This is a genomic window from Kitasatospora kazusensis, from assembly GCF_039529945.1.
Classification (GTDB): domain Bacteria; phylum Actinomycetota; class Actinomycetes; order Streptomycetales; family Streptomycetaceae; genus Kitasatospora; species Kitasatospora kazusensis.
The window spans coordinates 136,204-161,837 of the sequence record NZ_BAAANT010000014.1 but is presented as its reverse complement, the minus strand read 5'-3'; the positions used below and the strand labels follow the sequence as shown (position 1 = coordinate 161,837).

At 72.7% G+C, this 25,634-nt stretch carries 15 protein-coding genes; 8 read left to right on the top strand and 7 right to left on the bottom strand.

Annotated elements, in window-relative coordinates:
* Nucleotides 1-23 precede the first annotated feature (23 nt).
* Nucleotides 24-8,345 (top strand): toxin glutamine deamidase domain-containing protein, encoded by an 8,322-nt coding sequence (locus ABD330_RS15085; protein ID WP_344465054.1) that lies wholly within the window; start codon nucleotides 24-26, stop codon nucleotides 8,343-8,345.
* Between the two features lie 81 nt (nucleotides 8,346-8,426).
* Nucleotides 8,427-9,566, top strand: a complete 1,140-nt coding sequence (locus ABD330_RS15080) for a TerD family protein (protein ID WP_344465052.1) — start codon at nucleotides 8,427-8,429, stop codon at nucleotides 9,564-9,566.
* A gap of 67 nt (nucleotides 9,567-9,633) precedes the next feature.
* Here ABD330_RS15080 and ABD330_RS15075 read toward each other — a convergent pair whose 3' ends face one another.
* The 3 genes from ABD330_RS15075 to lanKC form a co-directional block, all read right to left on the bottom strand.
* On the bottom strand, nucleotides 9,634-11,400 hold the full coding sequence (locus ABD330_RS15075; RefSeq protein ID WP_344465050.1) for an ABC transporter ATP-binding protein: 1,767 nt from the start codon (nucleotides 11,398-11,400) through the stop codon (nucleotides 9,634-9,636).
* A 238-nt stretch (nucleotides 11,401-11,638) separates the two neighbouring features.
* A complete protein-coding gene (locus tag ABD330_RS15070) occupies nucleotides 11,639-11,776 on the bottom strand; it encodes a SapB/AmfS family lanthipeptide (protein ID WP_344465048.1) in 138 nt (45 codons plus the stop codon).
* A gap of 114 nt (nucleotides 11,777-11,890) precedes the next feature.
* A complete protein-coding gene (lanKC, locus tag ABD330_RS15065) occupies nucleotides 11,891-14,485 on the bottom strand; it encodes a class III lanthionine synthetase LanKC (protein ID WP_344465046.1) in 2,595 nt (864 codons plus the stop codon).
* Nucleotides 14,486-15,353: 868 nt separating this feature from the next.
* On the opposite strand from lanKC, the gene ABD330_RS15060 reads away from it, so the two are divergent.
* On the top strand, nucleotides 15,354-17,735 hold the full coding sequence (locus ABD330_RS15060) for a beta-galactosidase (protein ID WP_344465044.1): 2,382 nt from the start codon (nucleotides 15,354-15,356) through the stop codon (nucleotides 17,733-17,735).
* Nucleotides 17,736-17,908: 173 nt separating this feature from the next.
* On the opposite strand, the gene ABD330_RS15055 is transcribed toward ABD330_RS15060, so the two are convergent.
* From ABD330_RS15055 to ABD330_RS15045, 3 genes are all read right to left on the bottom strand, one after another.
* Nucleotides 17,909-18,202 (bottom strand): hypothetical protein, encoded by a 294-nt coding sequence (locus tag ABD330_RS15055; protein WP_344465042.1) that lies wholly within the window; start codon nucleotides 18,200-18,202, stop codon nucleotides 17,909-17,911.
* 68 nt (nucleotides 18,203-18,270) lie between these two features.
* Nucleotides 18,271-19,530 (bottom strand): sensor histidine kinase, encoded by a 1,260-nt coding sequence (locus ABD330_RS15050; RefSeq protein WP_344465040.1) that lies wholly within the window; start codon nucleotides 19,528-19,530, stop codon nucleotides 18,271-18,273.
* A complete protein-coding gene (locus tag ABD330_RS15045; protein WP_344465038.1) occupies nucleotides 19,527-20,201 on the bottom strand; it encodes a winged helix-turn-helix domain-containing protein in 675 nt (224 codons plus the stop codon). The genes ABD330_RS15050 and ABD330_RS15045 overlap by 4 nt, the downstream gene beginning before the upstream one ends.
* A gap of 224 nt (nucleotides 20,202-20,425) precedes the next feature.
* On the opposite strand from ABD330_RS15045, the gene ABD330_RS15040 reads away from it, so the two are divergent.
* The 5 genes from ABD330_RS15040 (at nucleotide 20,426) to ABD330_RS15020 (ending at nucleotide 25,381) form a co-directional block, all read left to right on the top strand.
* Nucleotides 20,426-21,211, top strand: a complete 786-nt coding sequence (locus ABD330_RS15040; protein WP_344465036.1) for a DeoR/GlpR family DNA-binding transcription regulator — start codon at nucleotides 20,426-20,428, stop codon at nucleotides 21,209-21,211.
* A 614-nt stretch (nucleotides 21,212-21,825) separates the two neighbouring features.
* Complete coding sequence (locus tag ABD330_RS15035) at nucleotides 21,826-23,079, top strand: extracellular solute-binding protein (protein ID WP_344465034.1); 1,254 nt, start codon at nucleotides 21,826-21,828, stop codon at nucleotides 23,077-23,079.
* A gap of 58 nt (nucleotides 23,080-23,137) precedes the next feature.
* Nucleotides 23,138-24,052, top strand: a complete 915-nt coding sequence (locus tag ABD330_RS15030; RefSeq protein WP_344465032.1) for a carbohydrate ABC transporter permease — start codon at nucleotides 23,138-23,140, stop codon at nucleotides 24,050-24,052.
* Nucleotides 24,052-24,888 (top strand): carbohydrate ABC transporter permease, encoded by an 837-nt coding sequence (locus ABD330_RS15025; protein WP_344465030.1) that lies wholly within the window; start codon nucleotides 24,052-24,054, stop codon nucleotides 24,886-24,888. The genes ABD330_RS15030 and ABD330_RS15025 overlap by 1 nt, the downstream gene beginning before the upstream one ends.
* Before the next feature lie 112 nt (nucleotides 24,889-25,000).
* Nucleotides 25,001-25,381: an MmcQ/YjbR family DNA-binding protein gene (locus ABD330_RS15020; protein WP_344465059.1), complete on the top strand. Its 381-nt coding sequence runs from the start codon at nucleotides 25,001-25,003 to the stop codon at nucleotides 25,379-25,381.
* Here ABD330_RS15020 and tatA read toward each other — a convergent pair.
* The gene (tatA, locus tag ABD330_RS15015) at nucleotides 25,330-25,629 is read right to left on the bottom strand and encodes a Sec-independent protein translocase subunit TatA (RefSeq protein ID WP_344465028.1); all 300 of its coding nucleotides are present in this window, start codon (nucleotides 25,627-25,629) and stop codon (nucleotides 25,330-25,332) included. The two genes, ABD330_RS15020 and tatA, sit on opposite strands and share 52 nt — an antisense overlap.
* Between the last annotated feature and the right edge of the window lie 5 nt (nucleotides 25,630-25,634).

Genomic DNA, 25,634 nt, shown 5'->3' with positions numbered 1-25,634 from the left:
ACCTGATGGCGCAGGCCATCGAGGTGGCGCAGGGGCACCGCAAGAGCATCGACATGAAGGAGCTCGGCCAGGCGGCCGAGGGCGGCGCGGTGGCCGGTGCGGCCGGTCACCTGCTGGGCAAGGGCGTCGGTGCGGCGGGGGAGAAGCTGGGCCTCGGCGGTGCGATGGGCACGACGGCGGGCAAGATGGTCACCGGCGCGGGCGTCGGTGTGGGGACGGACGCGGCGACGCAGCTGATCACGACCGGCCACGTCGACGGCAACAGCCTGCTCGGCTCCGGCCTGAGTGGTGGCGCGGGCGCCGGGCTGCACGCGGGGGCGAGCGCGGCCAAGGCCCACTTCAACGAGCCGAAGACGGTCCCGGAGGGCGGTGCGCTCCCCGGCGGGGAGCACCCGACCTTCTCGTCCGACAGCAAGCCCACCACCGAGGACAGCTACCAGGGCCCCACCGGCTCCGGGGAGAAGAGCGGGCCCGCCGGCCCCACCGCAGACGAGGGCGGATCGTCGGCCGACCGGCCGACCGGCCTGGTCCCGTTCGGCTCCGACCGCACCTCCGCTGCTCCGTCCTCCTCGGCCGAGTCTCCCCGGGCCGGTAGTTCCGAGACGGCCCCCGCCTTCTCGGAGGGGGCGTCGGAGCGTGGCACCTCCACGCCCGAACCCTCCTCCGCCTCCCTCGGCAACCGGGACAGCGCCCCGACCGACCGGTCCGCGTCGCCGGACCGGGCACCGCTCAGCCCGAGTGAAGAGCTGCCCGCCCACGAGGTTCCGTCGGAGAGCGCCCGCGTCCAGGAGACCGTCGCTGCCCAGGGTGAGGCGTTGTCACCGGAGAGCGGCGCGGAGGCAGTCGGTGGTGACCAGAGGGCGGCGGGTGAGGAGTCGGCGCGGTCGATACCCGCGCCGGAGGCGCTCACCGGGCACGAGGTTCCGTCGGAAGCCGCTCCCGTCCAGGAGACTGCGGCTCCCCGGGAAGAAGCTCAGACGCCCGTCGCGGAGACGGCGTCCGTACGGGAGGCCGCTCCCGCGCAGGAGGCCGTTCCCGTGCAGGAGTCGCCCCCGGTGCAGGAGGCGGTTCCGGTACAGGAGGTGGCTCCGGTACACGAGGCGGCGCCCGTCAGTGAGGCGGCCGCCGCGCCGATGCGCGAGAGCGAGGCGCCCGACCTCGCGCGGACGGCGGAGCCGGAGAGCCGGCCCGCGCCCGTCCCGACGACGGCGGCCGAGGCAGGGGGTGGACCCGCGCCGGTCTCCCACGCGGAGCCGGTGTTCGGCCCGGTCGGCGGGCAGGCCGACAGCGCCACCCCGCCGACCGCCGGGCACCTTCCCGGCGTCACCGGGACCCACCTCGACGGCGCCCGGGTCGCGAGCGCCCCGGTCCCGACCGGGACGGTAGCCCGGGAGCGCCAGGCGGGCCCGGCGGACCTGCCCACCCCGTCCGCTCCGGCGGACCTGGCCGGTAGTACGGCCGACAACCCGGCCGGCAGTGCCAACGGCGGGGTGTTCGTGCCCCCGCCGACCGGCTCCGCCGTCGGTGCGCACACGACCTCGACGGCTCGTCCGTCCTCGGAGCAGAGCGCCCGGCCGCCTCGGACCGAGGCCGGCGGCAACGCCTCCGGCTCCGGGATGCGGCTGGGACGGGTCCAGCCGTCCGGTCCGGTGGGCGGTGGGCTCGGGGCCCGTTCGGAGCGGGGCGGTACCGGAGCGCAGGCCGGTGGCGGAAAGCGCTCTCACGAGCAGGCGTTCGGTACCGAGCCGGGCAGGACCACCCCGCCCGGGGATCGGCCGATCAGCACCCCCCGGAGGCTGCGCGACAGACTCGCCGCGGCCGGCCCCACGAACGGACCCGCGCACGACTCCGCCCGCTCGGGCGGCGAGCGTCCGGCCGAGGGCATGCCCCCCGCGAAGCGGCAGCGCACGCCCGCCTACGAGAACACCGACGCGGTGCTCCGCGCGCGCGGACTCGAACCGCCGACCCCGGCGCAGCGCAAGGCCTTGGAGGACCACCTCCTGGAGAAGGGCGGCAAGCCCTTCCCCCACCCGGACAAGGCACTGCTGGACCTGGTCAACCCGCACGAGACCGCCGAGAGCGGCGGCAACCTGCACAACTGCCTGGAGAACACCGAGGCGCTGCGCGACACCCACTACGGCCGCCCCCGCCCGGCCGCCCGGCCACGCGAGGACCGGGCGGAGGACGGCGCGGCGATGACGCTGCTGAAGCGTCACGGCCTTCCGCACGACTTCGGGACGGACCAGTCCGGCGTCGACTCCCTGCTGAAGCAGGTCCGGGAGGGCGGACCGGGGACCTTCTCGACGGTGCTGCTCGGCAAGGCCGGTGAGGAGGGGCACGCGCTGGCCCTGATCCACGGCACCGACGGCAAGCTGTACTGGTCCGATCCCAGCATCCACGACACCTGGGAGGCCGCGCAGGGCAAGGCCCCCAAGTCCTTCCCGGACTTCGACCACGTCTGGGCCGCCACCTCCGGCCCGTACGAGGGGGACCGCACCGGCGGCACGGCCGACTACGGTCTCCTGGAGACCTCGGCCAAGTTCGGCAACCCGGCGTCGGACGGCGGGAACCAGGACCACGCCAACGGTCGGGAGACGTCCGACGACATCGAGCTCACGGACCTGCCCCCGGTCGTACCGACGGTCGAGGTGCCCCGGGTCGAGCCGAAGGCCGAGGACGCGCCTCTGGTGGAGCAGGACTTGCCGCAGGCCCAGCCGAAGGCCGGGGAACCGCCGCTGGTCGAGCCGGAGGCCGCTGGGCCGCCGTCGACTCCGGCGCTCAGGATCGAGGGCGTCGAGGGTGTCGAAGGGGTCGAAGGGGTCGACGCCGTCGAGCACCCGGTGGAGCCGAAGGCGGAGGAAGTGCCTCCTCTGGTCGAGCCCAGGGCTGACGAACTCCCCCGGACCGAGCCGACGGTGGTCGCACCCGCGCCGGTCCCGCTGCCCCGGATCGAGGGGACGGAGGGAGGCGAGGGCTCCCGGCGCCCGGCCGTGCCCAGGATCACGGTGACCCCGCCCAGCGAGTCGGGCCTGCCGTCGCCGACCGAGTCGGGCCATCCATCGGTTCACCCGTCGGAGACGTCGTCCGGCGACTCGTCGAAGTCGCTTCCGTCGCTCCCGCACAGCGACTCCGACGCCGGGGGGTCCGTCGACCACCCGGGCGAGCCGCCGCGCAAGGACCCGGCGTTCACCCCCGAGCAGGCGATCGACCCGGACAAGGTGCTGACCGCGCCGTCGCGGGTGGCCGCCTTCGAGACGCTCGGCGGTGCGGACCTGCTGGTCAGCCTGCACGAGGGCGACGCGGTGGTCCTCGACCGGATCACCGGGCTGTTCAAGGACACCTTCGGTCTCGACCTGCCCGCGGCCAGGACGATGGCCGAGGGCTTCTTCAGCGCGTCCACCCTGCGGCCCGACCTCGCCGCGCTCTCCCGGGGCAACGTCCGGGAGGCCCCGTTCAGCGGCAACGGCTGGGACGGCAAGGTCGCGATCACCGCTGCTGTGAAGCGGCTCGACCATGTCGGCACCGCGGACGCGATGGAGCAGGAGCACGGGTCCGAGCAGCAGTCCGCGATCGGTTCGTTCGACGGCAGCCGCTGGCGCACCGGTGCCGGTCTGCAGCTCGGGACGAAGGGCGCGCCGGGCACGTACACCGTGCCGGCGGAGTACTTCCACGACGCGAACACCGACAAGGTCCGGATCGACGCCGACCGGGTGATCGGCCGTGCGAAGACCGTCGCGCCGGTCGGACTGTTCACCGGAACCGTCGAGCTGAAGGTGGACTTCAGCCAGCTGAAGAAGAACGGCAAGCCCTTCGAGACGCTCACCGGAGTCCACGAGGAGACCCTGGCGCTGGGCGCCACCGTGGGCATCCCGGCCCGGGACTGTCTGGACGCGGACGGACTGCCGCAGCCGGTCACCGAGCACTTCCAGCTGCCGGAGAAGGTCGCCGGGGGGCAGGGTCTCGGCGCGGCCGTGGTGCTGGACGTCTGGTCCGGCCGCGATCCGCAGAGCGGCCGCAACGGCATGGCCGAGGTGCTGAGCGGTGTCGACGAACCCGGCAAGGAGTTCTTCGGTGGGCTCTGGGACGACGCGCGGGCCAAGATGCTCGCCGAGGTCGACGTCACCCGGCTCCACCAGGAGCTGAGGGGGATGATGGCCGGTCAGAGCATCCACCTGGAGGTCAAGGACAAGACCGGCCTGGTGACGGGCGCGGTCGACATCAGCGCCAAGCTCGACAGCGCCTGGCAGAAGGGTGTCACCCCGGCCAAGACCGAGTTCAACTTCGGTACCGGAGTTGTCCGTTCGAGCTCGAAGCAGGTGACCCACAGTGATGCGGTCACGCTGCCGCTGACCGGCCAGGGGACGCTGGCCGCCGCCAAGCCGGCGCTGCTCGGCGGCGGCGCGAGCGCGCAGTTCGTCCGGGACCGGGTGGGCATCACGGGCAGCGGCTTCGAGGTCACCTCGACGACGAAGACCAAGGAGCCCGGGGTCGTCTTCGACGGGGTCGCGGCCCTGAAGTTCGAGTTCACCAAGTCGACGCCGCTCGGCACCACGCACGGCGAGGCCGACTCCAGGATCGGCTTCAGCGCGCTGATCCCGCAGGCCGACGCCCGTCGGCTCGACGCGCCGGCCACCGACCAGGCCGGGGGAGCGGAACGTCCGGTGGACCCCACGCTGTTCCAGGCGGACTCGGGCAAGCCGCTGCCTCCGGGGCCGCCCAAGGCGTTCCCCGTCGGCGCCGAGGTCCTCAAGCCGTCCGCCGACGTCTGGAAGAGCGGGCTCAAGGACACCACGACCGTCCGTGACCTGCGTGACATCCGGCCCCTGCACGACGAGTTGAACGCCCGCGGCGAGAGCCTGCTGGGCAAGAGCGAGTGGGCCGGGATCAAGCAGGACGTGCTCCAGGCCTTCAGCCACCCGAAGGTGTCGTCCCGGCTGGTCTCGATGACCCGCGACCTGCGCCTGGAGGCCCCGGAGCAGACGGTCGGCCTGACGCGGAAGAAGGTCAAGGTCAGCGCCACCGCCCATGTGACGGAGATGGGTTTCAACCGCAGGGTCAAGGATGCCGAGCGCAATCCGGTCAGCGAGGTCACCACCTTCGAGGCGGACCGCCACCTGGTGTCGGACGCCAAGACCTACCAGGGCCGGGCCGGCGGGGGCGGCCCGCTCGACGCCACCCACAGCATGAGCGGCCAGGCCTCCTACAGTCGGCAGCAGCGCGAGCGCGACGGCCTGCGCAGCGGGACTTCGGGGAAGACCTACTCGAACGGCAAGTACAGCGAAGAGCAGGGGATCTACGAGTCGAAGGTCGCGGTCGACGTCACGGTCAAGGTCGACGGCCGGGACCACACGTTCAGCGTCGAGCTGCCGGCCGAACTCAGCCTGAACGCCCGCGACTGCCTGACCGATCAGGTGGGCGAGGACGGCCACGCACTCTTCCACGCCCCCGACCCCGCGACCGTCGACCCCGCGACCGCCGGCACCCACACCGCCGGAGCGTCGGCCGACACCCCGGCCGACACCCCGGCCGTCGACCCGGCCACGTCACGACCCGTGCCGGCCGCCGAGGAGTACGGTCCGCCACCCCGGCTCAACAAGGGGCAGCTGTCCGCGTCCGACGTGGTCGACAGCCTCGGGCACGGGGACGTGGACGTGCTGCACACCATCGAGAACACCTTGGGCAGGCACGCCGGCACCATCCCGGACAAGGTGCTGATGGACCTGCGGGAGGCCTTCGACCCGTTCGCGCTCAAGCCCCGGCTGTCCGGGCTGACCCGTGGCGGCGAGCTGGTCGAGGAGGTCTCGGTCAACGGCTGGAAGGGCCGGATCAAGGTCACGGCGGAGCTGGGGGACGACTTCAGGCACACCAACACGGTCAAGGCGTACGAATTCCAGCAGGGCGGGCAGTCGCGGACCGCCTCCGGTGTGACCGCCGACACCCAGGTGACCCACACCGTCGGCGCCGCGGTCAGTGCGACCCTGCCGCACGCCCAGGTCGGCGCCGCCTACGCACACACCAGCGTGCACACCGAGGGCCACACGGTGGACCGGCGGGGTGGCACGGTCAGCACCGGCAAGTCGGTCGAGCCGGCCGGGGAGTTCACCGGTACGACGAAGTTCAAGGTCGAGTTCGACCTGCACAAGCTGGGCTCGGCGTTCCCCGAGCCGCACGCCGAGGTGCCGGTCGAGACGACCGTCGCGGTGCCGCTGCGGCAGGCCCTGCCGCCCGCCGTGCACGAGGGCGTGGCACCGGAGCCCGTCCGGCAGCACGTCCCGGACCGGATCCAGCGCACCCACCGGCTCGGGGACACCGACATCGTCCACAACGCCTTCCACCTGGAGCCCGGCAGGGACGGCCTGTCGGCCAAGGAGGTGACGGTGCGTCCGCTCGACGCACCCGGCCGCAAGGTCCTGGGCTCGGACTGGCGCGGGATGAAGAAGAAGGTCCTCGCGGCGCTGGAGCCCGACCGGCTGCAGCCGCAGCTGAAGTCGATGATGGCGGGCCAGGAGATGGTCATCAAGCACGGCCGCTCCACCGTCCGGATCTGGGCCTCGGTCGGCGAGCTGGAGCACGTCGGGGACAGTGCGCAGGTCGAGTTCAACGCCGGCACCAACGTCCAGCATTCCTTCGCGAGTTCGGACGGCGCGACCGCGTTCGGCAGCGGGAAGGGCGACACCGTCACCGTCTCCGGGCTGGGCACCTCCAACCCGCTGGGGCACGGCCCGGCCGTCGTCGGCGGCGGCAGCGTGACGCACGGCCGGGGCACCGACCGGCAGGAGCTGCAAGCCCGTACGACCACCTCGGGGATGACCGGCAAGTCCAAGCAGGGCGGATCCGACTTCACCGGCAAGGCCGTCCTGCACTACTACATGGAGCGCGAGCCGCTGCTCCCGGTCGGCGGGCAGCACAAGGTGGCGCCGCGCGAGGAGCCGGTCCGCGGCTCGCGCTGGAACCCGGCCCACTGGCCGGGCGCGGCCAAGCGCGGCATCCGGCAGCTGACCAGCCCCAGCCGGGGCGTCGGCAAGGCCGAGATCGGGTTCGACGCGCTGGTCGAGACGGGCTCGGCGGGCAGCGCCGAGAGCCCGTGGCGGTTCACGGCCGAGACCGCCGAACGGGTGCCCAGGCCCTTCGACCTGCCGCCCGGCGAGGAGCGGCCGATGCCGGTCCGGGTGCCTCCGGCCCGGATCTGGGACGGTCCGCGCGACATCGACGTGATGCGCTGGGCGGGCGACGTCCACGGCGTCCAGGACGTGCTGCGGGTCCGCGGGCCCGAGTACTTCGGAGCGGACGCCTGGGACCGGATGCAGAAGGCGGCCCGCGACACCCTCAGCCATTCGCAGATCTCCGCACGCTTCCCGGAGGAGATCAACACGCCCAACTCCGACCGCCGGAGGCTGGTGTCGAACGGCGGCGTGAAGGCGAAGATGGAACTCGTCCAACTGGAGTACCGGGCCACCGACAAGAAGCTCGAACTCAGCCCGATCAACGAGACCTCCAGCTCCACCGCCCGGACCGAGGTGGACTGGAAACTGTGGGGCGGCCAGGCCCAGTTCGGCGTCAAGGGCAGCCTGCCCGGGCTCGGCGAGGCCAGCCTGACGGCCAACGCGGGCGTCCAGCACCGGAGCCGCGAGGGCGACTCGGCGAACGACGGCGGCCGGGCGATGTCGCACGCCAAGTTCAACACGCCCGTCTCGGTGTTCGACGGCTACGCGAAGGTGACGCTGACCTTCTACGACGGCAAGCGGAAGCCGCTCACCGAAGTGGGCCTGATCCCGGTCAGCATGGAGATCCCGGATGTGGAGTGCACCCCCGGGACGGTGATGAGCGACCACTACCTGGCCTTCCGCCCTGGTGCGCAGAGCGGCGAGGCGGTCTCGCTCCGCGCTCCGGAGCCTCCGGCGGAGACCGAGGCGGAGACGGCGCCGCAGACCGTGCCGCAGACGGTGCTGGAGACCGAACCGCAGACCGTGCCGGAGGTCACCCCGGTGGTGGTTCCTGACACCGTCCGGCAGACCACTCCGTCGGGGAGCGGCTCCGGGTCCGGGGCCACGCCGCCCGCCTTCCAGTTGGGACGCGTCACGCCGCGCCGCCCGCCCGCCGACCCGCTGGCGGGGCTGAAGGAGCCGGAGCCGTCCACCGCCTTCCAGGGGCTGGGCTCGCTGGTGACCGGGCAGCGGCCGGCCACCGTCGACGGTCCGCTCGGTCCGCGCGGCCTGCGCGATCTGCGGGAGCCGGAACCGGATCTGCCGCCGCGGGGGCTGGACGCCACGATCGAGGCACTCCGGCCGGGCGGACCCGCTCCGACGGTGCCGACCGTGACGGGCGGCACACCGGCGCAGAGCTGACGGCCTCCGGGAACCGGCCGCAGGTGCAGGGCGTTGTGGCCGGAGGACGGAAAAGTTCGGGAACGGTTCTGGAGGGATGTCATGGGTGTTGCCCTGGCAAGAGGCGGCAATGTGTCGCTGGGCAAGCAGGCCCCGGGCGTGCACGCCGTGCGGGTCGGGCTGGGGTGGCAGGCCGGTGCGGCGTACGACCTCGATGCCAGCGCGCTGCTCTGCGACGGCTCCGGCAAGGTCGTCTCGGACCGGCACTTCGTCTTCTTCAACAACCCGCGCAGCCCGGACGGCACCGTCCGTCACGGCGGCAAGGCCGCCGACGGGGTCGACCAGGAGCAGATCGAGGTCGATCTCGCCGAGGTTCCCGCCGGGGTCGAGAAGATCGTGTTCGCCGTGGCGATCTACGACGCCGCCCAGCGCGGCCACTCCTTCGCCCGGGTCGGCGGGGCCCGCATCCGCTTGGCGGACCGGGCGGACGGCACCGAGCTGGTCCGCTACGACCTGGACGCCGCCGGGGCCGGCGAGACCGCGATGGTGTTCGGCGAGCTCTACCGGCACGGCGGGGACTGGAAGTTCCGGGCCGTCGGCCAGGGCTACGCCTCGGGCCTGGCCGGTATCGCGGCCGACTTCGGCGTGGACGTCGGACAGCCGGCGGCGCCCGCGCCCACGCCCGCGCAACCTGCCGCCCGGCCCGCTGCCGCCGCTGCTCCCACTACCGCTCCCGACTACGTCCCCGCCCCCGCCCTCGCCCCCGCCCCCGCCCCCGCCTACGCCCCTGCCCCTACCTACGTCCCCGCCGCTGCCGCGGCCGTACCCGGCGTTCAGCCGGCACCAGGGAGTTCCCACGTGACGTGCTTCTTCGACCCCGCCCACGGCGCCGCACAGGCGTCGGCGATCTGGTCGCCGCAGTGGGGTGTGCCCCGGCAGATCGAGACGTGCCTGGCCTGCGCACAGCGGGTGCAGAGCAGCCCGCCGCCGTTCTACCAGGCTCCGCAGGCGGCCGGATATCCGCAGCCGGTGCAGGCGGGCTACCCGCAGGCGGGGTATCCGCAGTCCGGCTACCCGCAGCAGTCCGGCCAGCCGCAGCAGCGCCGCTTCGGCACGGGTGCGCTGATCGGGGCGGGCGCCGCGGGCCTGGTGGGTGGCGCGCTGCTCAACGAGGCGTTCAGCGACGACTCGCCCGAGGTGGTCGTGAACAACTACTACGAGGACGACGACAGCTTCTTCTAAGCCTGCCTGCCTGCCTGCCTGCCTGCGCCTGCCGCCGGCCGGTCACCCGTCTGCCGTCGGCAGGCCGTCAGCGCACCGGCATGGCCTGGCTGGCGACGAGTTCCCGGTAGGGGGTGCAGCGTTCCAGCAGGCTGGGGTGGTCGCCCGCGTCGACGACCGTGCCCTGGTTCATCATGATCACGTGGTGGGCGTGCTGGACGGTGGAGAGCCGGTGGGCGACCACGATCACGGCGCGGGTCGCCGCGAGGTCCGTCACGATGCTGCGGAACCGCTGCTCGTTGAGCCCGTCCAGCTGGCTGGTGGGCTCGTCCAGCAGGACGATGTCGGCGTCGGAGAGCAGGGCGCGGGCCAGGGCCATCCGCTGGCGCTGGCCGCCGGACAGGTCGGACTCACGGCCGAGTGGCGTGTCCAGCCCTTGCGGGAGGCGGGCGATGTCCTCGGTGAGCCCGACGGCGTCCAGGGCGGCCGCCAGTTCGTCGTCGTCGGCGCGGTCGGTGCGGCCGAGCTGGAGGTTCTCCCGCGCGGTGGCCTCCAGCAGGGTGAAGGCCTGGTCGACGTAGGCGATCCGGGCGCGCAGCGCGTCCAGCGGCCAGTGCCGTGCGTCGTGGCCGAGGACGGTGATCGAGCCGGTGGACGGCCGGATGAACCGGTCGATCAGCGAGAGCGTGGTGCTCTTGCCGGCCCCCGAGGGCCCCACCACGGCGGTCAGGCCGGTGCGGGCGGTGCTGAACGAGATCTCGCGCAGGGCGGCGTCGCCGGCCCCGGCGTGGGTGAAGGAGACGGCGCGGAAGACCACGGACGGAGCGTCCGGGCGCGGGACGGGGACGGGCCGTTCGGCGTCCTGCGGGTCGGTCTCCGGTGCGAGGGCGAGCAGTTCGTTGCAGCGGTCCCGGGCGGCCAGTCCGGCCTGGAGGCGGCCGAAGCCGGTGGCCAGGGTGCTGATCGAGGGAACGGTCTGCAGCAGGTAGAGCAGGAACGCGGCGAACGCCGCCACCTGGATCGCGCCCGCGGCCAGCCGTGCGCCGCCGGTGAGGATCACGGCGATCATCGCGAACTGGTTGCCGAGGGTCAGTACCGCCGGGATCAGGGCGCCGAGCCGGGCGCCGTCCAGTGACACGGCCCGCAGCCGCTCGGCGTCCGCCGCCAGCGCGCGGGCGGCCACCGGTTCGGCCCGGTAGGCCTTGATGGTGGTGAGGGCGTCCAGATTGGCCGAGAAGCGCTGGGCGATCTGCCCGACCGCGTCCTGCTGGCCGGTCACGTTGGCCTTCATCCTGCGCACGATCAGCAGCACCAGGACCGTCAGCACGGCGAGCGCGACGACGGTGACCACGGTGAGGACCCAGTCGATCCACACCATCACCAGCAGCGTCGCGACGACGGTCAGCGCGGCCAGCGGCAGCTGGGTGGCGACCTCGACGACCTGCCGCAGCAGGAGGGCGTCCGAGGTGATCCGGGCGGTGAGCTCCCCGGTGCCCTGGGCCCGCACCACGCCGAGCGGCAGCCGCAGCGAGTGCTCCATGATCCGGGTCCGCAGCCGGTAGGTCATCCGCTCGCCGATCCGGGCCAGCAGGAAACCCGAGAGCGCCTGGGCGCCGGCGCCGGCGACGGCCGCGGCGCACATCAGCAGCACGTCGGTGCCGAGCGGCCGGTGGTCGGCGAAGTCGGTGACGATCTGCCGCACCAGCAGCGGCAGGGCGAGGGCCGCGGCCGTCGCGGCCAGGGCGAACAGGAGCGCGCAGACGAGCCGGCCGGGTTCGGCGCTCAGTTCGCGGCGCAGCCGTACCCGGACCGGCGGGCGCTGGGCCGGGCCTGGGCCGGCATGCTGGTCTGCCACGGGAAGCCTCTCTGACGGGCGGTACGGCGGTGTCGGCGGTACGGCGGTGTCGCCACCGCCGCGAGGTGCGACGTGCGGCAGGGGCGCGCCGGGCCGGGACGGGCTGTGCCGGGCCGGGCGTCGGCGCCGATCGGGCCGCAGTGGCGGATGCCACTGCGGCCCGATGGCCGGCCGGGCCCGTGGTGAGCGGCCCGGCCGACTCCGATGTGCTGACCGCCCTAACGGGCGGAGGTACGGATCAGAGGCAGAGCAGGGTGCTGACGGTGCTGACGGTGCAGTTGAGGACGCTGAGGGAGCTGGTGCTCGCGAGGGTGTCGTCGATCGCGGTGGTCTCGGTCTCGGCCAGCTCCAGGGTCTGGAGGTCCAGGATCGCCATGGTGTACTCCTTCATTACGGGGGTGAATCACCCGGCCGGCGGCCGGGAGTCGGTGGGCGCACGAGGTGCGCGGGTGCGCGCGGCGCGCGCGGGGCGGACGGGCCGGGCGGCCCGTCAGCCGGGGGTGGCGGCGGTCGGCGCGGGGGCGCCGGGACCGCCGGTCCAGGGGAGGAAGGGGGTGCCGGCCAGCGCCGTCCCCAGGGCCAGCAGCACCCCGGCGGAGCCGGTCGCCAGATCGGCCGAGAACCGCAGCAACTGGTCGCCGGGGAAGGCCGGATGGCCCTGGTAGGAGACCTGGTGCAGGGCCAGCAGCCGGCGTTGGCTCTCCAACAGGGCCGCGGCGGCGGCCGGTTCGGCCGCACGCTGCCGGGTGAGGGCCAGGTAGCCGAGCAGCCCCGCCCGCCCGTTGAACAGGCCCGGCTGGATGATGAACTCCGGCTCGCCGGCCCGGCGGATCGGCTGCTCGTGACGGGCCAGCGGGCTGTCGGGCCGGTGGGCCAGCAGATCGCCCAGGACGAGGCCGATGCCTGCGCTGCCGGTCTCGACGTACGGCAGGACCCGGCGCCCGTCGGCCACCTGGAGGGTGCCGTCGGGCATGCTCGTGCACCGGTCGAGGTCCAGCTCCAGCAGTGTCTCGGCCTGGTCGAGCAGCGTGCGCTCGCCGGTGTGCTCGTACAGCCGGACCAGGGCGAGCGCGGCCCCGGAGGTCCCGGCCAGCAGGCCCGCCTTGCCCCGGGGGTCGGTGCGGCCGGACTTCTCCAGCGCGTCGGCGGCGGAGCGGGCGAGGGCGAGCGCCTCGTCCAGCAGCCGCTGCTCGCCGGTGGCAGCGGCGAAGTGCAGGAGCGTCAGGGCGATGCCGGACGCGCCGTTGCCCAGGCCCGGCCCCCGGCCGTCGTCCGCGGCCCTGCCGAGGCGGTCGAGCAGGGCGAGGGCCGCCTCGTGCTCGCCGAGCAGGTCCAGGACGTAGGCCACGCCGTGACCGCCGTGGTAGAGGCCCGGCGTGGTGGGGCGGGTGCGGACGGCGTCCAGCAGCCAGCGGACGTGTGCGGGGTCGACCTCGGCGCCGGTGCTGCGCAGGGCGTAGAGGACACCGGCGGCGCCGTGGGCCAGGCCCAGGCCGCCGTGGGTGAACTGGGCGACGTCGCCGGGGAACAGCCGGTCGGTGCGGTCGGGGGTGGCCATCGCGGCGATACCGGCGGCCAGCGCGTCCCTGATCCGCGGCCAGTCGGCCGGCTGCGCGGTCAGCAGCGCGTTGGCCTCCGCCTGTCCCCGGCCCAGTTCGGGCCGGGGGGTGCGGCCGTCGGACGGGGAGGAGCCGAGCAGGCGGCGGATCTCGTCGGTGTAGCCCGCGGGCACCGGGAAGCGGCGCTCGATGGCGTCGGCGAGCTCGCCGGCCTTGCCCGGGTGGAGGGCGGGCAGCTGCGCCAGCGGCATGAACAGCCAGAGCCGGACGGCGGCCAGCCCGTACCGGTCGACCTGCTGCCCGGTGTACCCGGGCGGCGCGGCGAAGCCGGCGGCGCCCAGTGCCGGGCGGAGGAACTTGTCCTCCGTGCTGGCGAGTTCGAAGTCGATGAAGCAGATGTCGCCGTCCGGCCGGATGATCAGGTTGCGCGGGTGCAGGTCGCCGAAGACCACTCCACGGGCGTGGATCGCCGCGAGGGCCAGCTCCAGGCGGTCGACGACCGCGAGCGCCTCGCGGGTGTACTCGGCCACCGCCTCCGCGTCGCTGTCCGGGTGGATCAGCGGGTAGCGGGTGGCCAGCCAGTCGCTGAGGGACTGGCCCTCGACGTACTCCTCGGCCAGGAACTCGTGCTCCCAGGCCGTCAGCAGGCCGTACTGTTCGGGTACGCCGGGCACACCGGCCAGCCGGACCAGGGTGTCGTGCTCGTTGCGCAGCCTGGTCACCGCGTCCACCCCGCGCTGGTCCAGTCCCGCGTACGGCCGGGCCTCCTTGAGCACCAGCCGCGACCCGTCCGCCCGGCTCGCCAGGTAGACGCCGCCGGCGTTGGAGAAGTGCAGGACGCGCTCGACGGTGTACGGCAGACCGGAGTCCCGCTGCGCCGCCCGTTCGGCGATCGCCGGTGCGAGGCAGGCGGGCACCGGCGCCCAGGCGGGGACGGAGAACCCCGCGCCGCGGACGTCGGGCTCCAGCCGGCCGTCCGGCCCGGCCAGGGCCAGCACCCGCTCCCCGGCCTCGTTGCGGCAGTAGAGCTCGGCGAAGCCGCCGTACCTCAGGTAGAGCGGGCCCTCGCCCCAGCGCAGGTCGCTGAGGATGTAGGGGCCCCGCCGGCCGGCCAGCAGGCTGCCGAGGCCGTCGAGACATCGCTCCAGCTCGGCCTCGTCCGCCGGGTACAGGGTGCAGAACTTCCCGCTGGAACCGCGCTGCGCGTACTTGGAGTTCTGCACCTGGAGGATGGGCAGCCCGCGCAGGAACTTGAAGGTGAGGTGCTCACGCAGGCAGTAGGCGTAGACCTGCTCCAGCACCTCCTCGGCGTCCTCGGTGCACGAGGACACGTGGATCTTCCAACCCTGCTGGGGCAGTTGTACGTCCACGGGCCGCACCACGGACCAGATCTCCAGCTCGCCGCGCTCCCACCCCGCGGGCAGCGGCCGGCTGACTGCGGCGAACTCCTCGTGCGCGCCCCAGCGTCGGGGCGTGTCGTAGAAGAGCGGGTCGGCAAAGGCGTAGGCCTCGTACCGGTTGTCCAACGGAACCCTCCTCGGAGCGGGGTGTGCGCGGGTGGGACGGGCAGGAGAAGCCCGCCGTCGTCACGGCCCAGGGCAGGCAGGAGTTGTCGGCAGACCAGCGATGGTGGACCGGACGAGTCCTCGCTGTGATCTGACTAACCGAACTATTGGGGTGATCGGAGTTCGTGCGCAACGGCGCAAGTGCAGTTATTCCAAGCGAATATGCACGACCGGCGCCGCCGTGCGCCGCCGAACGAGCCGGGGAGTGCGGACGCACTCCGCACCGCGTGCGGCCGGGTGCCCGGACCGGGCCTGGAGGGCCGCCGACGGGGTGTGCTCCGACGTGGCCGGCCGCACCGGAAACCCCGCTGAGCTGCGTGGTTCGGGCGGTCGAAGCGGATCGGGGGCGGGCGCCCCGCGGCGGGGCGGCCGGGGTGGTGTACCGGCGCACAGGAGAGCGGTGTTCACGGATCCGTCGGTGGCTGCTCGCCGGGATCGCCTCGGGAATTCAAGGAGGAGGCGCAGACGAATGATCCAGCGTCGGCTTGATGTTCGAATTACGGCAAGATTTCGGCGCCCTCCCGAGGGCCGCTCCGGCCGGGGTTTCCATGAGAAAAGGCGACGCGTCGGGGGCTCCTTGAGGGCCGTGCCCGTCCGGCCCGTCCCGATCGGGGGCCCGGTCGCGCCGTCGGCGGAGGATGCCGGGGAGCGCGCCGCCGGAGGCAGTGCACAGAAGTGAACAGAACTGCTCGTTTGTCCCCTTGTACAAACACTTTCGCGCAGCTACGTTACGAGCACCGCCCGGACGGGCCCGGCCGTGCCGCAGCTCGGAGCCGGCCGGGACGCCGATGCGCGGGTTCCCTTCGTACCCCCCAGCGAGGAGACAGCCATGGACCGTCGACGCTTCCTGTCCGTCAGCATCCTGAGTGCGGCCGGGATGGTGGTCGCCGCCGGCCCCCCGGCCTCCGCCGCACCGGGCGCCGCCACCGGACACCGCTTCGGCTTCGCACCGGGCGGCGCCGGCTTCCTGCTCGACGGCAAGCCGTTCCAGATCCGCAGCGGCGAGATGCACCCGGCCCGCATCCCCGTCGAGTACTGGCAGCACCGCATCCGGATGGCGAAAGCCATGGGGATGAACACCGTGGCGCTCTACGTCATGTGGAACTACATCGAGGAGACCCCCGGCGTCTTCGACTTCCGGACCGACCGGCGCGACATCGAGGCGTTCGTCCGGCTGTGCCAGACCGAGGGCATGTGGGTACTGCTGCGGCCCGGCCCGTACGTCTGCGGTGAGTGGGACCTCGGCGGCCTCCCGCCCTACCTGCTGAAGAACCCCGACATCAAGCTGCGCGTCAAAGCCGCCGACGACCCGCACTACATGGCCGCCGTCACCCGGTACATCGGCGCACTGGCACCCCGGATCAAACCGCTGATGGCCGACAACGGCGGCCCGGTCCTGATGGTCCAGATCGAGAACGAGTACGGCTCCTACGGCACCGACGCCGCCTACCTGGAGGAGATCCGGCAACTCTGGATCGCGGCCGGCGTCACCGGCCCCTTCTACACCGAGGACGGGCTGTCGCAGGTCGAGAGCGGCCACACCTACGTCAGCGGCGGCGCGATCGCGCTCAGCGGCGGTGACGCACCGTCCGTCGCACAGGCCCGCAAGGACTTCCCGGCCGTGCCCGCGATGGCCGGCGAGGTCTACCCCGGCTGGCTGACGCACTGGGGCGACAGTACCTTCCAAGGCGTGGGCACCGACATCTCCGGCACCCTCAAGGCCTTCATGGACAAGGGGCTGTCCTTCAACATCTACGTGATCCACGGCGGCACCAGCTTCGGCTTCTCGGCCGGGGCCAACGCCAACGACCTCTCCGGCGACTACCAGCCCGACATCACCAGTTACGACTACGCGGCGCCGGTCAACGAACAGGGCGCACCCACCGCGCAGTACCTCGCGTACCGCAGCCTCATCGCCGGGTACCTCACCACCCCGCTGCCGCCCGTCCCCGCCGCCGTCCCCACCATCACCCGCTCCGGCGGCGCCGAGCTGCTCCCCTCCGCGTACGCCTCGGTCTGGGACAACCTGCCCGCCCCGCTGCCGGCCGACCTGACGGTGACCCCGCAGCCGATGGAGACGTACGGCCAGAACTCCGGATTCATCCTCTACGGCAGGCCGTTGCCGGGCTACGCCGGCGGCAGCCTGGACATCCGGTGGGTGCACGACTACGCCACCGTCTGCCTCGGCGGCAGCTACGCGGGCGGCCTCTACCGCCAGAACCTGCCCGCCGCCATGGCCGCCGCACTCCACCTGAGCACCGCGAACCAGCCGCTCACCCTCCCCGCCGCCGGTGCGGTCGGCACCGACCCGCGCCTGGACATCCTGGTCGAGGGCATGGGCCGCACCAACTACGGGCAGGCCCTGGTCGACCGCAAGGGCATCCTGGAGTCCGTCTCGCTGGCGGACGCCGGCCCGCTGACCGGTGAACTCACCGGCTGGCAGACCACGTTGCTGCCGATGGACGACCAGTACATCGCGGGCCTCACCCCCAAGGTCACCGACCCGCAGCGCCCCGGTCTGTTCTTCCGTTCGATCGTTGAGCTCACCGAGGTCGGCGACACCTACCTCGACCTGTCCGAGTGGACGAAGGGCGTGGTCTGGGTCAACGGCCGCAACCTGGGCCGCTACTGGCAGCTCGGCCCGCAGCAGCGGCTCTACTGCCCGGCGCCGTGGCTGCGGCAGGGCCGCAACGAGATCCTGATCTTCGACCTGCACCAAACCCGGCCGCAGCCGATCAGCCTGTGCGCCACCCTGACGGCCACGCCGGTCCCCACCACCGGCTGGAAACTCGTGCACGCCGACAGCCAGGAGACCGCCGCCGAGAACGGCGCCGCGGTCAACGCCTTCGACGGCAACCCCGCCACCTACTGGCACACCGCCTGGTCCACCGGCGACGCCCCGCTGCCCCACGAGCTCCAGATCGACCTCGGCGCCCGCTACACCCTGGACGGCCTGACCTACCTCCCGCGCCAGGACGGCAGCCCCAACGGCCGGATCGGTTCCTACGAGGTGTACGTGTCCGACACGGCCACCGCCTGGGGGAGTCCGGTGGCCACCGGCGCCTTCACCGACACCGCCGCACCGAAGACCGTCGCACTACCGCCCACCACCGGCCGCTACCTGAGGCTGCGGGCGCTGAGCGAGGCCGGGGGCCGGGGGCCGTGGACGAGCGCCGCCGAGATCGGCGTCACCGGCGTGCCCGCGCTCTGAACCGAGGCGGCGCCGGAGCGGCTGAGGCGTGAAGTCGGGGGCCCCCGCGCTTCCGCCGCTCCGGTACCGCTGAAGACTGCCCGAGGGGTGATGAGGTTTCGGTGAGGACGGAGGCGGGCGGGTCCTCGGCGCGCGTCGCCTGCCGCCCGCCGCTCGTCGAAGCCGGGCGCGGCTCAGTGCCGGGTCCGCGACGCGACGAACGCCCGCCTGGCCTCGCGGAAGGCGTGGCCCACGTCGGAGCCGAAGGTGATCAGAGCACCCGGCCGGAGGTGGACCGAAGGCCGCCCGGCGGACGCCCCGGACGCCCCGGAGTACCTGGCGGGTCCGGCGGACGTTCCGATGGCCGGGGCGGCTGCCCGGCCGCCGGCGGGCGCGGCGCAGATGAGTGCGGCGACGCCGGCTGCGGCGACTGCGAGGAGTGCGACGGAGCGGAGGCTCCAGCGGAGACCGGAGGAAGAGGTGGACATGGCTCCACCCTGTCGTGCGTCGTATGAGATGAAGATGAGGCGGCCTCGGCGGGACGGCCGCGCCCGGCTCAGCCGGCCCGGTGCGGTGGCAGCAGCAGTTCCGCCAGCAGCCCGCCGCCGGGTGCGGGGGAGAGCCGGGCGGTGCCGCCGTGCACCTCGGCCACCCAGCGGACGATGGCCAGACCCGCTCCGGTGCCGGTGCTCGCCGCTCCGGTGACGCGGCGTTCGAAGACCCGCGTACGGTCCTCGGCCGGCACGCCCGGTCCGTGGTCCCGGACGGCGACCCGGCCGGCCGTGACCGTCACCTCGATCGGGGTGCCGCCGCCGTGCCGCAGCGCGTTCTCCACCAGGTTGCGGACCGCCTGGGCGATCAGCTCGGGGTCGCCGTCGACGACGGCCGCTTCGGTGGTGACCGTGACGCCGCTGCGGTCCGGCAGCTCTTCGACGGTCTGTTCGACCAGCTGGTCGAGGCGCAGCGGGGTCAGCTCGACCTCCTGGGTCCCGGTGTCGACCCGGGCGCGGGCCAGCAGGCCGGTGACCAGGCGGCTCAGCCGGTCGACCAGCCGGACGGCCTCGTCCAGCGCGGCCGGTGCCCGGGCGGGCGAGGCGGTGCCGCTCTCCATGACCAGCCGCAGGGTGGCCAGCGGGGTGCGCAGCTCGTGGGCGGCCTCGGCGAGGAACTGCTCCTGCTGTTCGAGCCCTCGCAGGGCGGGGCGCATCGCGCGGCCGGAGAGCAGGTGCCCCACGGCGGCAGCGGCCAGGACGAGGGCCGCGCAGCCGAGCACCAGCCAGCGGACCAGCCGGTCGTGGGCCGCCCGGCTCTGGGCGGGATCGTCGCCGACCAGCACGGCGGCGCCGATCCGGTCGCCGTTCCACACCGGGGCGGCGGCCCAGTGGAACTCCCGGCCGCCCGCGCCCCGGGCGGTGAACAGGACGGTCTGCTGCTCGCGCTGGACGAGCTGCCAGATCCAGTCGAGGTCGGCCTGCTCGGGCAGCGTGGCCGGGGAGGTGTAGGCGTGCCGCAGCTGCGGCTGGGCGTCGGCGGCCGCCTGGAGGACGCCGAGCGCATCGGCGCCGTGGGCCAGGTCGTCGTCCGGCAGCGCGTCGAGGTACAGGGCGCTGTTGGCGTCGAAGTAGACGGTGCGGGCGAGCACGTCGGCGCGGTGCACCACGTCGTTGTCGACGTCGTGCGTCCGGGACTGGCCGTCGGTGCGGACGGCGATGGTGGCCAGCACCAGCAGACAGGCCGCAGTGGTCGCGGCGAACAGCAGGGTCATCGCCCACCGGGCGCGGTGCAGCCGGGCGACGGCGGGGGTGCGCGGCCTCACCCGTCGGCGTCCGGGTCGCCGATCCGGTACCCGACGCCGCGTACGGTCGTGATCAGCTCGGGCGGGCCGAGCTTGCGCCGCAGCTGTCCGATCAGCACGTCGACGACGTTGGAGAGCGGCTCGGCCTGCTCGTCCCAGCAGCGCTCGACGAGGTCGGTGCGGCTGACCACCTCGCCGGCCCGCAGCATCAGCAGCTCCAGGACCGAGAACTCCTTGGCGGTGAGGGTGAGCAGGACGCCGTCCCGCCGGACCCGGCGGCGCGGCAGGTCGAGTTCCAGTCCGCCGACCCGCAGCTCGGGCGGCCTGGCCGGCTGACCGCGCCGGCACAGTGCGCGGACCCGGGCACTGAGCTCGGCGAACGCGAAGGGCTTGACGAGGTAGTCGTCGGCGCCGTGTTCGAAGCCGGCCACCCGGTCGGTGACCGCGTCGAGCGCGGTGAGCAGCAGGACGGGCAGGGTGGAGCCGGCCTTGCGCTGGGCCGCGAGCAGGGTGAGCGCGTCGCCGTCGGGCAGCATGCGGTCGGCGATCAGGCAGTCGTAGCTGTTGACCGCGAGTTTGAAGTCGGCGTCCGCGAGATCGGCGGCGAAGTCGACGGCGAAGCCGGCCTCGCGCAGGCCCCTGGTGATCGCGGGGCCGAGGTCGGGGTCGTCCTCCAGGACAAGTACGCGCATGGTCAGGAAGCCTACGTGCTCCGAAATGTCACGATAACGCGCGCGGCGGGCCGGGCCGCCTCCGCGCGCCAGTGGCCCCGGGATCCCGGCGGTCGGCTCGGCCTGGATTGCTCAAAGGTGATCTGTTCATGGCAATCAGTGGCAGGACCGCGCAGCAGTGCGCATGATCGGCCGGGCTTTCCGCGCGATACGCTCGCCACCGGCCGATGTCTTGAGGAGTGGTGATGGGGACGCACGAGCGCTGGACGAGGCTGCTGGAGATCCTGGGCGACCGGGGCCGGATCGAGGTCGGCGAGGCCGCCGAGCTGCTGGGCGTCTCCGCGGCCACGGTCCGCCGCGACATGGAGGAGCTGGCCCGGCAGCAGATGCTGACGCGCACCCGTGGCGGCGCGGTGCTGAGCGGAGTCGCGTACGACCTGCCACTGCGCTACAAGACCGCGCGTCAGGCGGACGAGAAGCACCGGATCGCCAAGGCGGCCGCCGGGCTCGTCCCGCCCGGCGCCGTGGTCGGCCTGAACGGCGGGACGACCACCTCCGAGGTCGCCCGGGAGCTGGCGACCCGGGCCGACCTCGCGGACCACCTGGGCGGGACGGCGCTGACCGTCGTCACCAATGCCATCAACATCGCCAACGAGCTGGCCGTCCGGCCGTACGTGAAGACCGTGGTGACCGGTGGGGTGGCCCGGCCCAACTCGTACGAGCTGACCGGGCCGTTGGCGACCATGGTGCTCCAGGGGCTGTCGCTGGACTACGCGATCCTCGGGGTGAACGCCGTGGACCCCGGGTTCGGCGCGGCCACCCACGACGAGGGCGAGGCCAGCGCCAACCGCGCGATGGCCGAGCGGGCGGAGAAGGTCATCGTGGTCGCCGACTCGACCAAGCTCGGCCGCCGTGCGTTCGCCCAGGTCTGCACCGTGGCCGAGATCGCGGTGCTGGTGACCGACCGGGACGCGCCCGACGAGCTCGTCGAGCAGCTCGCAGGCCAGGGCGTCGACGTCTTCTGCGTCTGAACGCCTGCTGTACCTGGGGGTTCTGACGGCCGGCCGGTCGGCAGACCGGCCGGTGGTGGAACGGGCGCCGGTCGGTGTGGCCGCCCACGGGTCGCAGTCGTAGCCGGTCGTGTCGGGCCCGACCGTCGGCAGTCCGAGGAGTAACGGGCCCACGCGGAAGCCTTGTTGAGTACGGGCTGCCCGCGTCCGACGAGTCCTGGTCCGGCGCGACGTTCTCGGAGCGGACGAGGACGGGCGTCCGAGGCGTTCGGACGGGCGCCGTCGGCGGGACGGGCGGCGATGGCGCCCGGCGCCGGGGGCATGGCGGATTGCTTTCATCAGTGATTGATCCTGAGCTGAGCGGCCGCCTATCAATCGTCTTCAATCATGTGAGACACAGCTTCGAGCGTCCGGCCGGGTCCCGTCAAGGCATCTGTCGCAGGCGGCTCGCACCTGACGGAAGGTCTTCTCCAAGGCAACACTTCGGTAACGCGGGCTGGTCTGCCGGGTCTCGGGCAGGGCACACTCTCCCTACTGCGATGTTCAAACATGCGTGGAACGCGCGAAATTAGTCATCTTCGCGCAGATCTGCCCCTCTTCTGGCCTCCCTCCCCAGTCAAAGGCGGTACCCCGAGATGAACCAGCGCCTCCTCGTGTTCTCCGCGGTCGGCGTGGCCGCCGCACTCGCACTCGCCGGTTGCGGCTCCGGCAGCGGGGCAACCTCCGCCGACGGCGTCACCACCCTCAAGTTCGTTGCGGCGGACTACGGTTCGAACGGGCAGAACCCCTCGCAGGCGTACTGGCAGGGCGTGGTCGCGGCCTTCGAGCAGCAGAACCCGAAGATCAAGATCGACCTCCAGGTCATCAACTGGAACGACCTGGACACCCAGGTCAAGACGATGGTGCAGAACGGCAACCAGCCGGACATCCTGCAGACCGGCGGCTACGCCGACTTCGCCAAGAACGGCCAGCTCTACCCGGCCTCCGACGTCCTCTCCCCGCAGACCGCGGGCGACCTGATCCCGGCACTGGCCAAGGCCGGTGAGCAGGACGGCACCCGGTACGGCATCCCGTTCGTCTCCAGCGCCCGGATGTTCCTGGTCAACAACACCCTGTTCAGGAAGGCCGGCCTGGACCCGGCCAAGCCGCCGCTGACCTGGGACCAGGTCACCGCCGACGCCGCCGCGTTGAAGAAGGCCGGGGTGGAGATCCCGCTGGGTGTCCCGCTCGGCAAGGAGGAGGCGCAGGGCGAGTCCCTCATCTGGATGCTGGAGAACCACGGCGGCTACCAGGACGCCGACGGCCACTACGCGATCAACTCCCCGGCCAACATCGAGACCTTCACCCAGTTGAAGAGCTGGGCGGACGCGGGCCTGACCGAGCAGAGCCCCGCCTCGGTCAACCGCACCGACCTCGCCAAGGACTTCGCCTCCGGCAAGGTCGGCATGCTCAACGGCATCCCCACCGAGCTCGCCGACGTCAAGAACATGGACGTCAGCTGGACCGCCATGCCCAGCAAGGACGGCGCGACCAAGGCCACGCTGGGCGTCGCGGACTGGGTGATGGCCTTCAAGAAGGGCGGCCACAAGGACCAGATCAGGGCCTTCCTCGACTTCGCCTACACCAAGGAGAACACGGTGAAGTTCGACAAGGAGTACAACCTGATGCCGGTGACGCAGTCGGCGCTCACCGCGTTCCAGGCCGATCCGGACGAGAAGGCGCTGCAGCCCTTCCTGCAGATCCTGCCGACCGCGAGCTTCTACCCGCTCAGCGACCCGACCTGGCCCGCCGTCTCCGCCCAGGTCAAGACCCAGATCGGCAGCGCACTCGGCGACCCCAAGAAGGGCCTCGACGCGCTCCAGCAGGCCGCCCGGCAAGCCGGCCAGTAGAGCTCCGCAGCTTCGCAGCTGAAGCCGGCCGCTGAGCACCCCTACAGGAAGTCGCACCGTGTCACCGAGCTCCAAAGCCGCCCCGGCGGGCCGCCCCCCGGCCCGCCGCCTCCCGCAGCGCCTCGGCCCGCTGCCCTGGCTCGCCCCCTCCGTCCTGCTCATCCTCGCCGTGGTCGTCTGGCCGGTCGTCGAGATGGTCCGCACCTCGCTGCGCCGCATCGACACCACCGGGACCGACCACGGCCCGGCCGGCCTGGTCAAGTACCGCAAGCTCTTCGCGGACCCCCGGCTCGCCGGGGTGCTCGGCTGGACGGCGGTGTGGACCGTCGTCGTGGTGGCCCTGACCATGCTGATCTCGCTCGCGCTGGCCCAGCTCTTCAACCAGCGCTTCCCGGGCCGCCGGATCACCCGCTGGGCCCTGATCGCGCCCTGGGCCGCCTCCGTCCTGATGACCGCCATCGGATTCCGCTGGATGCTCGACCAGGTCGCCGGCGTGCTCAACCAGGTGCTGCTCGACCTCGGCCTGATCACCTCGGCCCAGGCCTGGACCGGCGACGCCGCCCACGCCAGGCCCTGGCTGGTGTTCGTCGCGGTGTTCGTCTCGCTGCCGTTCACCACCTACACCCTGCTGGCCGGCCTCCAGACCGTTCCCGGCGAGGTCTACGAGGCGGCCAGGGTCGACGGCGCCTCCCGCTGGCAGACCTACCGCCGGGTCACCCTGCCGCTGCTGCGCCCGGCCTTCCTGGTCGGCCTCGTGATCAACCTGATCAACGTGTTCAACTCCTTCCCGGTGATCTGGGGGATGACCCAGGGCGGACCCAACGCGGACACCGCCACCACCACCGTCTTCATGTACATGCTGCGCGGCTACGACGTGGCCGAGTCCTCGGCCATGTCCGTGGTCAACTTCGCGGCCGTGATCGTCATGGTGCTGCTCTTCCTCAAGGTCAGCCGCTGGAACGAGGAGAGCTGATGTCCGATCGGATCCGATACGCGTTCAGGCCGTCGACCGTCGTGCTGACGGTCACCGCCTGGTGCCTGGCCGCGCTCTTCCTGTTCCCGTACGTCGAGATGGTGATCACGGCCGGCCGGCCGGCCGACCAGCTGCGGGACCGGGGCTACCTGCCCACGCACTTCGACTGGTCCTCGTTCACCAAGGTGTGGTCCGACACCACCCTCGGCCAGAACCTCCAGGTCACCCTGGAGGTGGCGGCCGGCTCCACGCTGCTGGTGCTGCTGGTGGCACTGCCCGCCGCGTACTACACCGCCCGGGTGCGCTTCCGTGGCCGCAAGGCGTACCTGCTGCTGGTGCTGGTCACCCAGATGTTCCAGCCGACCGCTCTCCAGGTGGGCCTGTACCGCGAGTTCTACAGCCTCGGGCTGCTGGACACCGTGACCGTCCTGGTGGTCGCCAACGCCGCCTTCAACCTGGCCTTCGCGATCTGGATCCTGAGCGCCTACATCGGCTCCATACCGGTGGAACTGGAGGAGGCCGCGATGATCGACGGCAGCAGCCGGATCGGCGCGTTGCTGCGGGTCACCCTGCCGCTCGCACTGCCGGGCCTCGTCACCGCGGTGATCTTCACCTTCATCTCGGCCTGGAACGAGTTCATCATGGGTCTCACCCTGACCGACTCGCCCGACCGGCAGCCGCTCACGGTCGGCATCGACAACATGATCGGGGCCTACAGCGTCCAGTGGAACTACGTGTTCGCCGCCTCCCTGGTCGCCATCGTCCCCGTCGTGATCCTGTTCGCCGTGATCGAACGCCATGTGGTCTCCGGCCTCACGGCGGGGTCGGTCAAGTAGGCGGCCGGCCGGTGCGGGTGGCCGGTGCGGGTCACCGGTCCGGCGGGCGGCCCGGGCCGGTGTCGGCGGTGTCCGGCAGACTGGGCCCATGCCGAAGCCCGTGTCCACACCGATGACGTCCGAAGCGCTCAAGGCCGCCTGCCTGGCGCTGGCCGGCTCCGAGGAGACCTTCCCGTTCAACCCGGAGACCTCGGTCTTCAAGGCCGGCGGAAAGGTGTTCGCGATCAGCGCCCTGGGGGCCGTGCCGCTACGGGTGAGCCTGAAGTGCGACCCCGACCTCGCCGTCCGGCTGCGCGCCGAGCACCCGGCGATCACCGGCGGCTGGCACCTCAACAAGCGCCACTGGAACACGGTGCTGATCGACGGCTCGGTGCCGCAGACCCTGCTGCTGGAGATGATCGAGGACTCCTACGACCTGATCGTGGCCCAGCTCCCACGCCGTCAGCAGCTCCTGCTGGACTGGCCCGGGGCCGGTCGTCCCGAGGGCGGCTGACCGGGCTCCCGGCCGGCAGCGCCACTCGCCGGGAGCGGTGGCGCTGCCGTCGGGGCGGCGGGCCGGTCGGCGCCGTCCCCCGGCGGTACGCCGTCGTCCTCCCGCAGTGCGGCGGTCTCCGCTTTCAGGATGCGCAGGGACCGGCCGAGGCCGCGAGCCGCCTCGGGCAGCCGCTTCGAGCCGAACAGCAGGACGACGACGCTGACCAGCACGACGAGGTGCCAGGGTTCCAAACCGTTGCGGAACATCCCGC

Coding starts and splice junctions, on each gene's coding strand:
- ABD330_RS15080 (WP_344465052.1), top strand. CDS start 8,427: ATGGGTGTTGCCCTGGCAAGAGGCGGCAATGTGTCGCTGGGCAAGCAG.
- ABD330_RS15070 (WP_344465048.1), bottom strand. CDS start 11,776: ATGGCGATCCTGGACCTCCAGACCCTGGAGCTGGCCGAGACCGAGACC.
- ABD330_RS15060 (WP_344465044.1), top strand. CDS start 15,354: ATGGACCGTCGACGCTTCCTGTCCGTCAGCATCCTGAGTGCGGCCGGG.
- ABD330_RS15055 (WP_344465042.1), bottom strand. CDS start 18,202: ATGTCCACCTCTTCCTCCGGTCTCCGCTGGAGCCTCCGCTCCGTCGCA.
- ABD330_RS15045 (WP_344465038.1), bottom strand. CDS start 20,201: ATGCGCGTACTTGTCCTGGAGGACGACCCCGACCTCGGCCCCGCGATC.
- ABD330_RS15040 (WP_344465036.1), top strand. CDS start 20,426: ATGGGGACGCACGAGCGCTGGACGAGGCTGCTGGAGATCCTGGGCGAC.
- ABD330_RS15035 (WP_344465034.1), top strand. CDS start 21,826: ATGAACCAGCGCCTCCTCGTGTTCTCCGCGGTCGGCGTGGCCGCCGCA.
- ABD330_RS15025 (WP_344465030.1), top strand. CDS start 24,052: ATGTCCGATCGGATCCGATACGCGTTCAGGCCGTCGACCGTCGTGCTG.
- ABD330_RS15020 (WP_344465059.1), top strand. CDS start 25,001: ATGACGTCCGAAGCGCTCAAGGCCGCCTGCCTGGCGCTGGCCGGCTCC.
- tatA (WP_344465028.1), bottom strand. CDS start 25,629: ATGTTCCGCAACGGTTTGGAACCCTGGCACCTCGTCGTGCTGGTCAGC.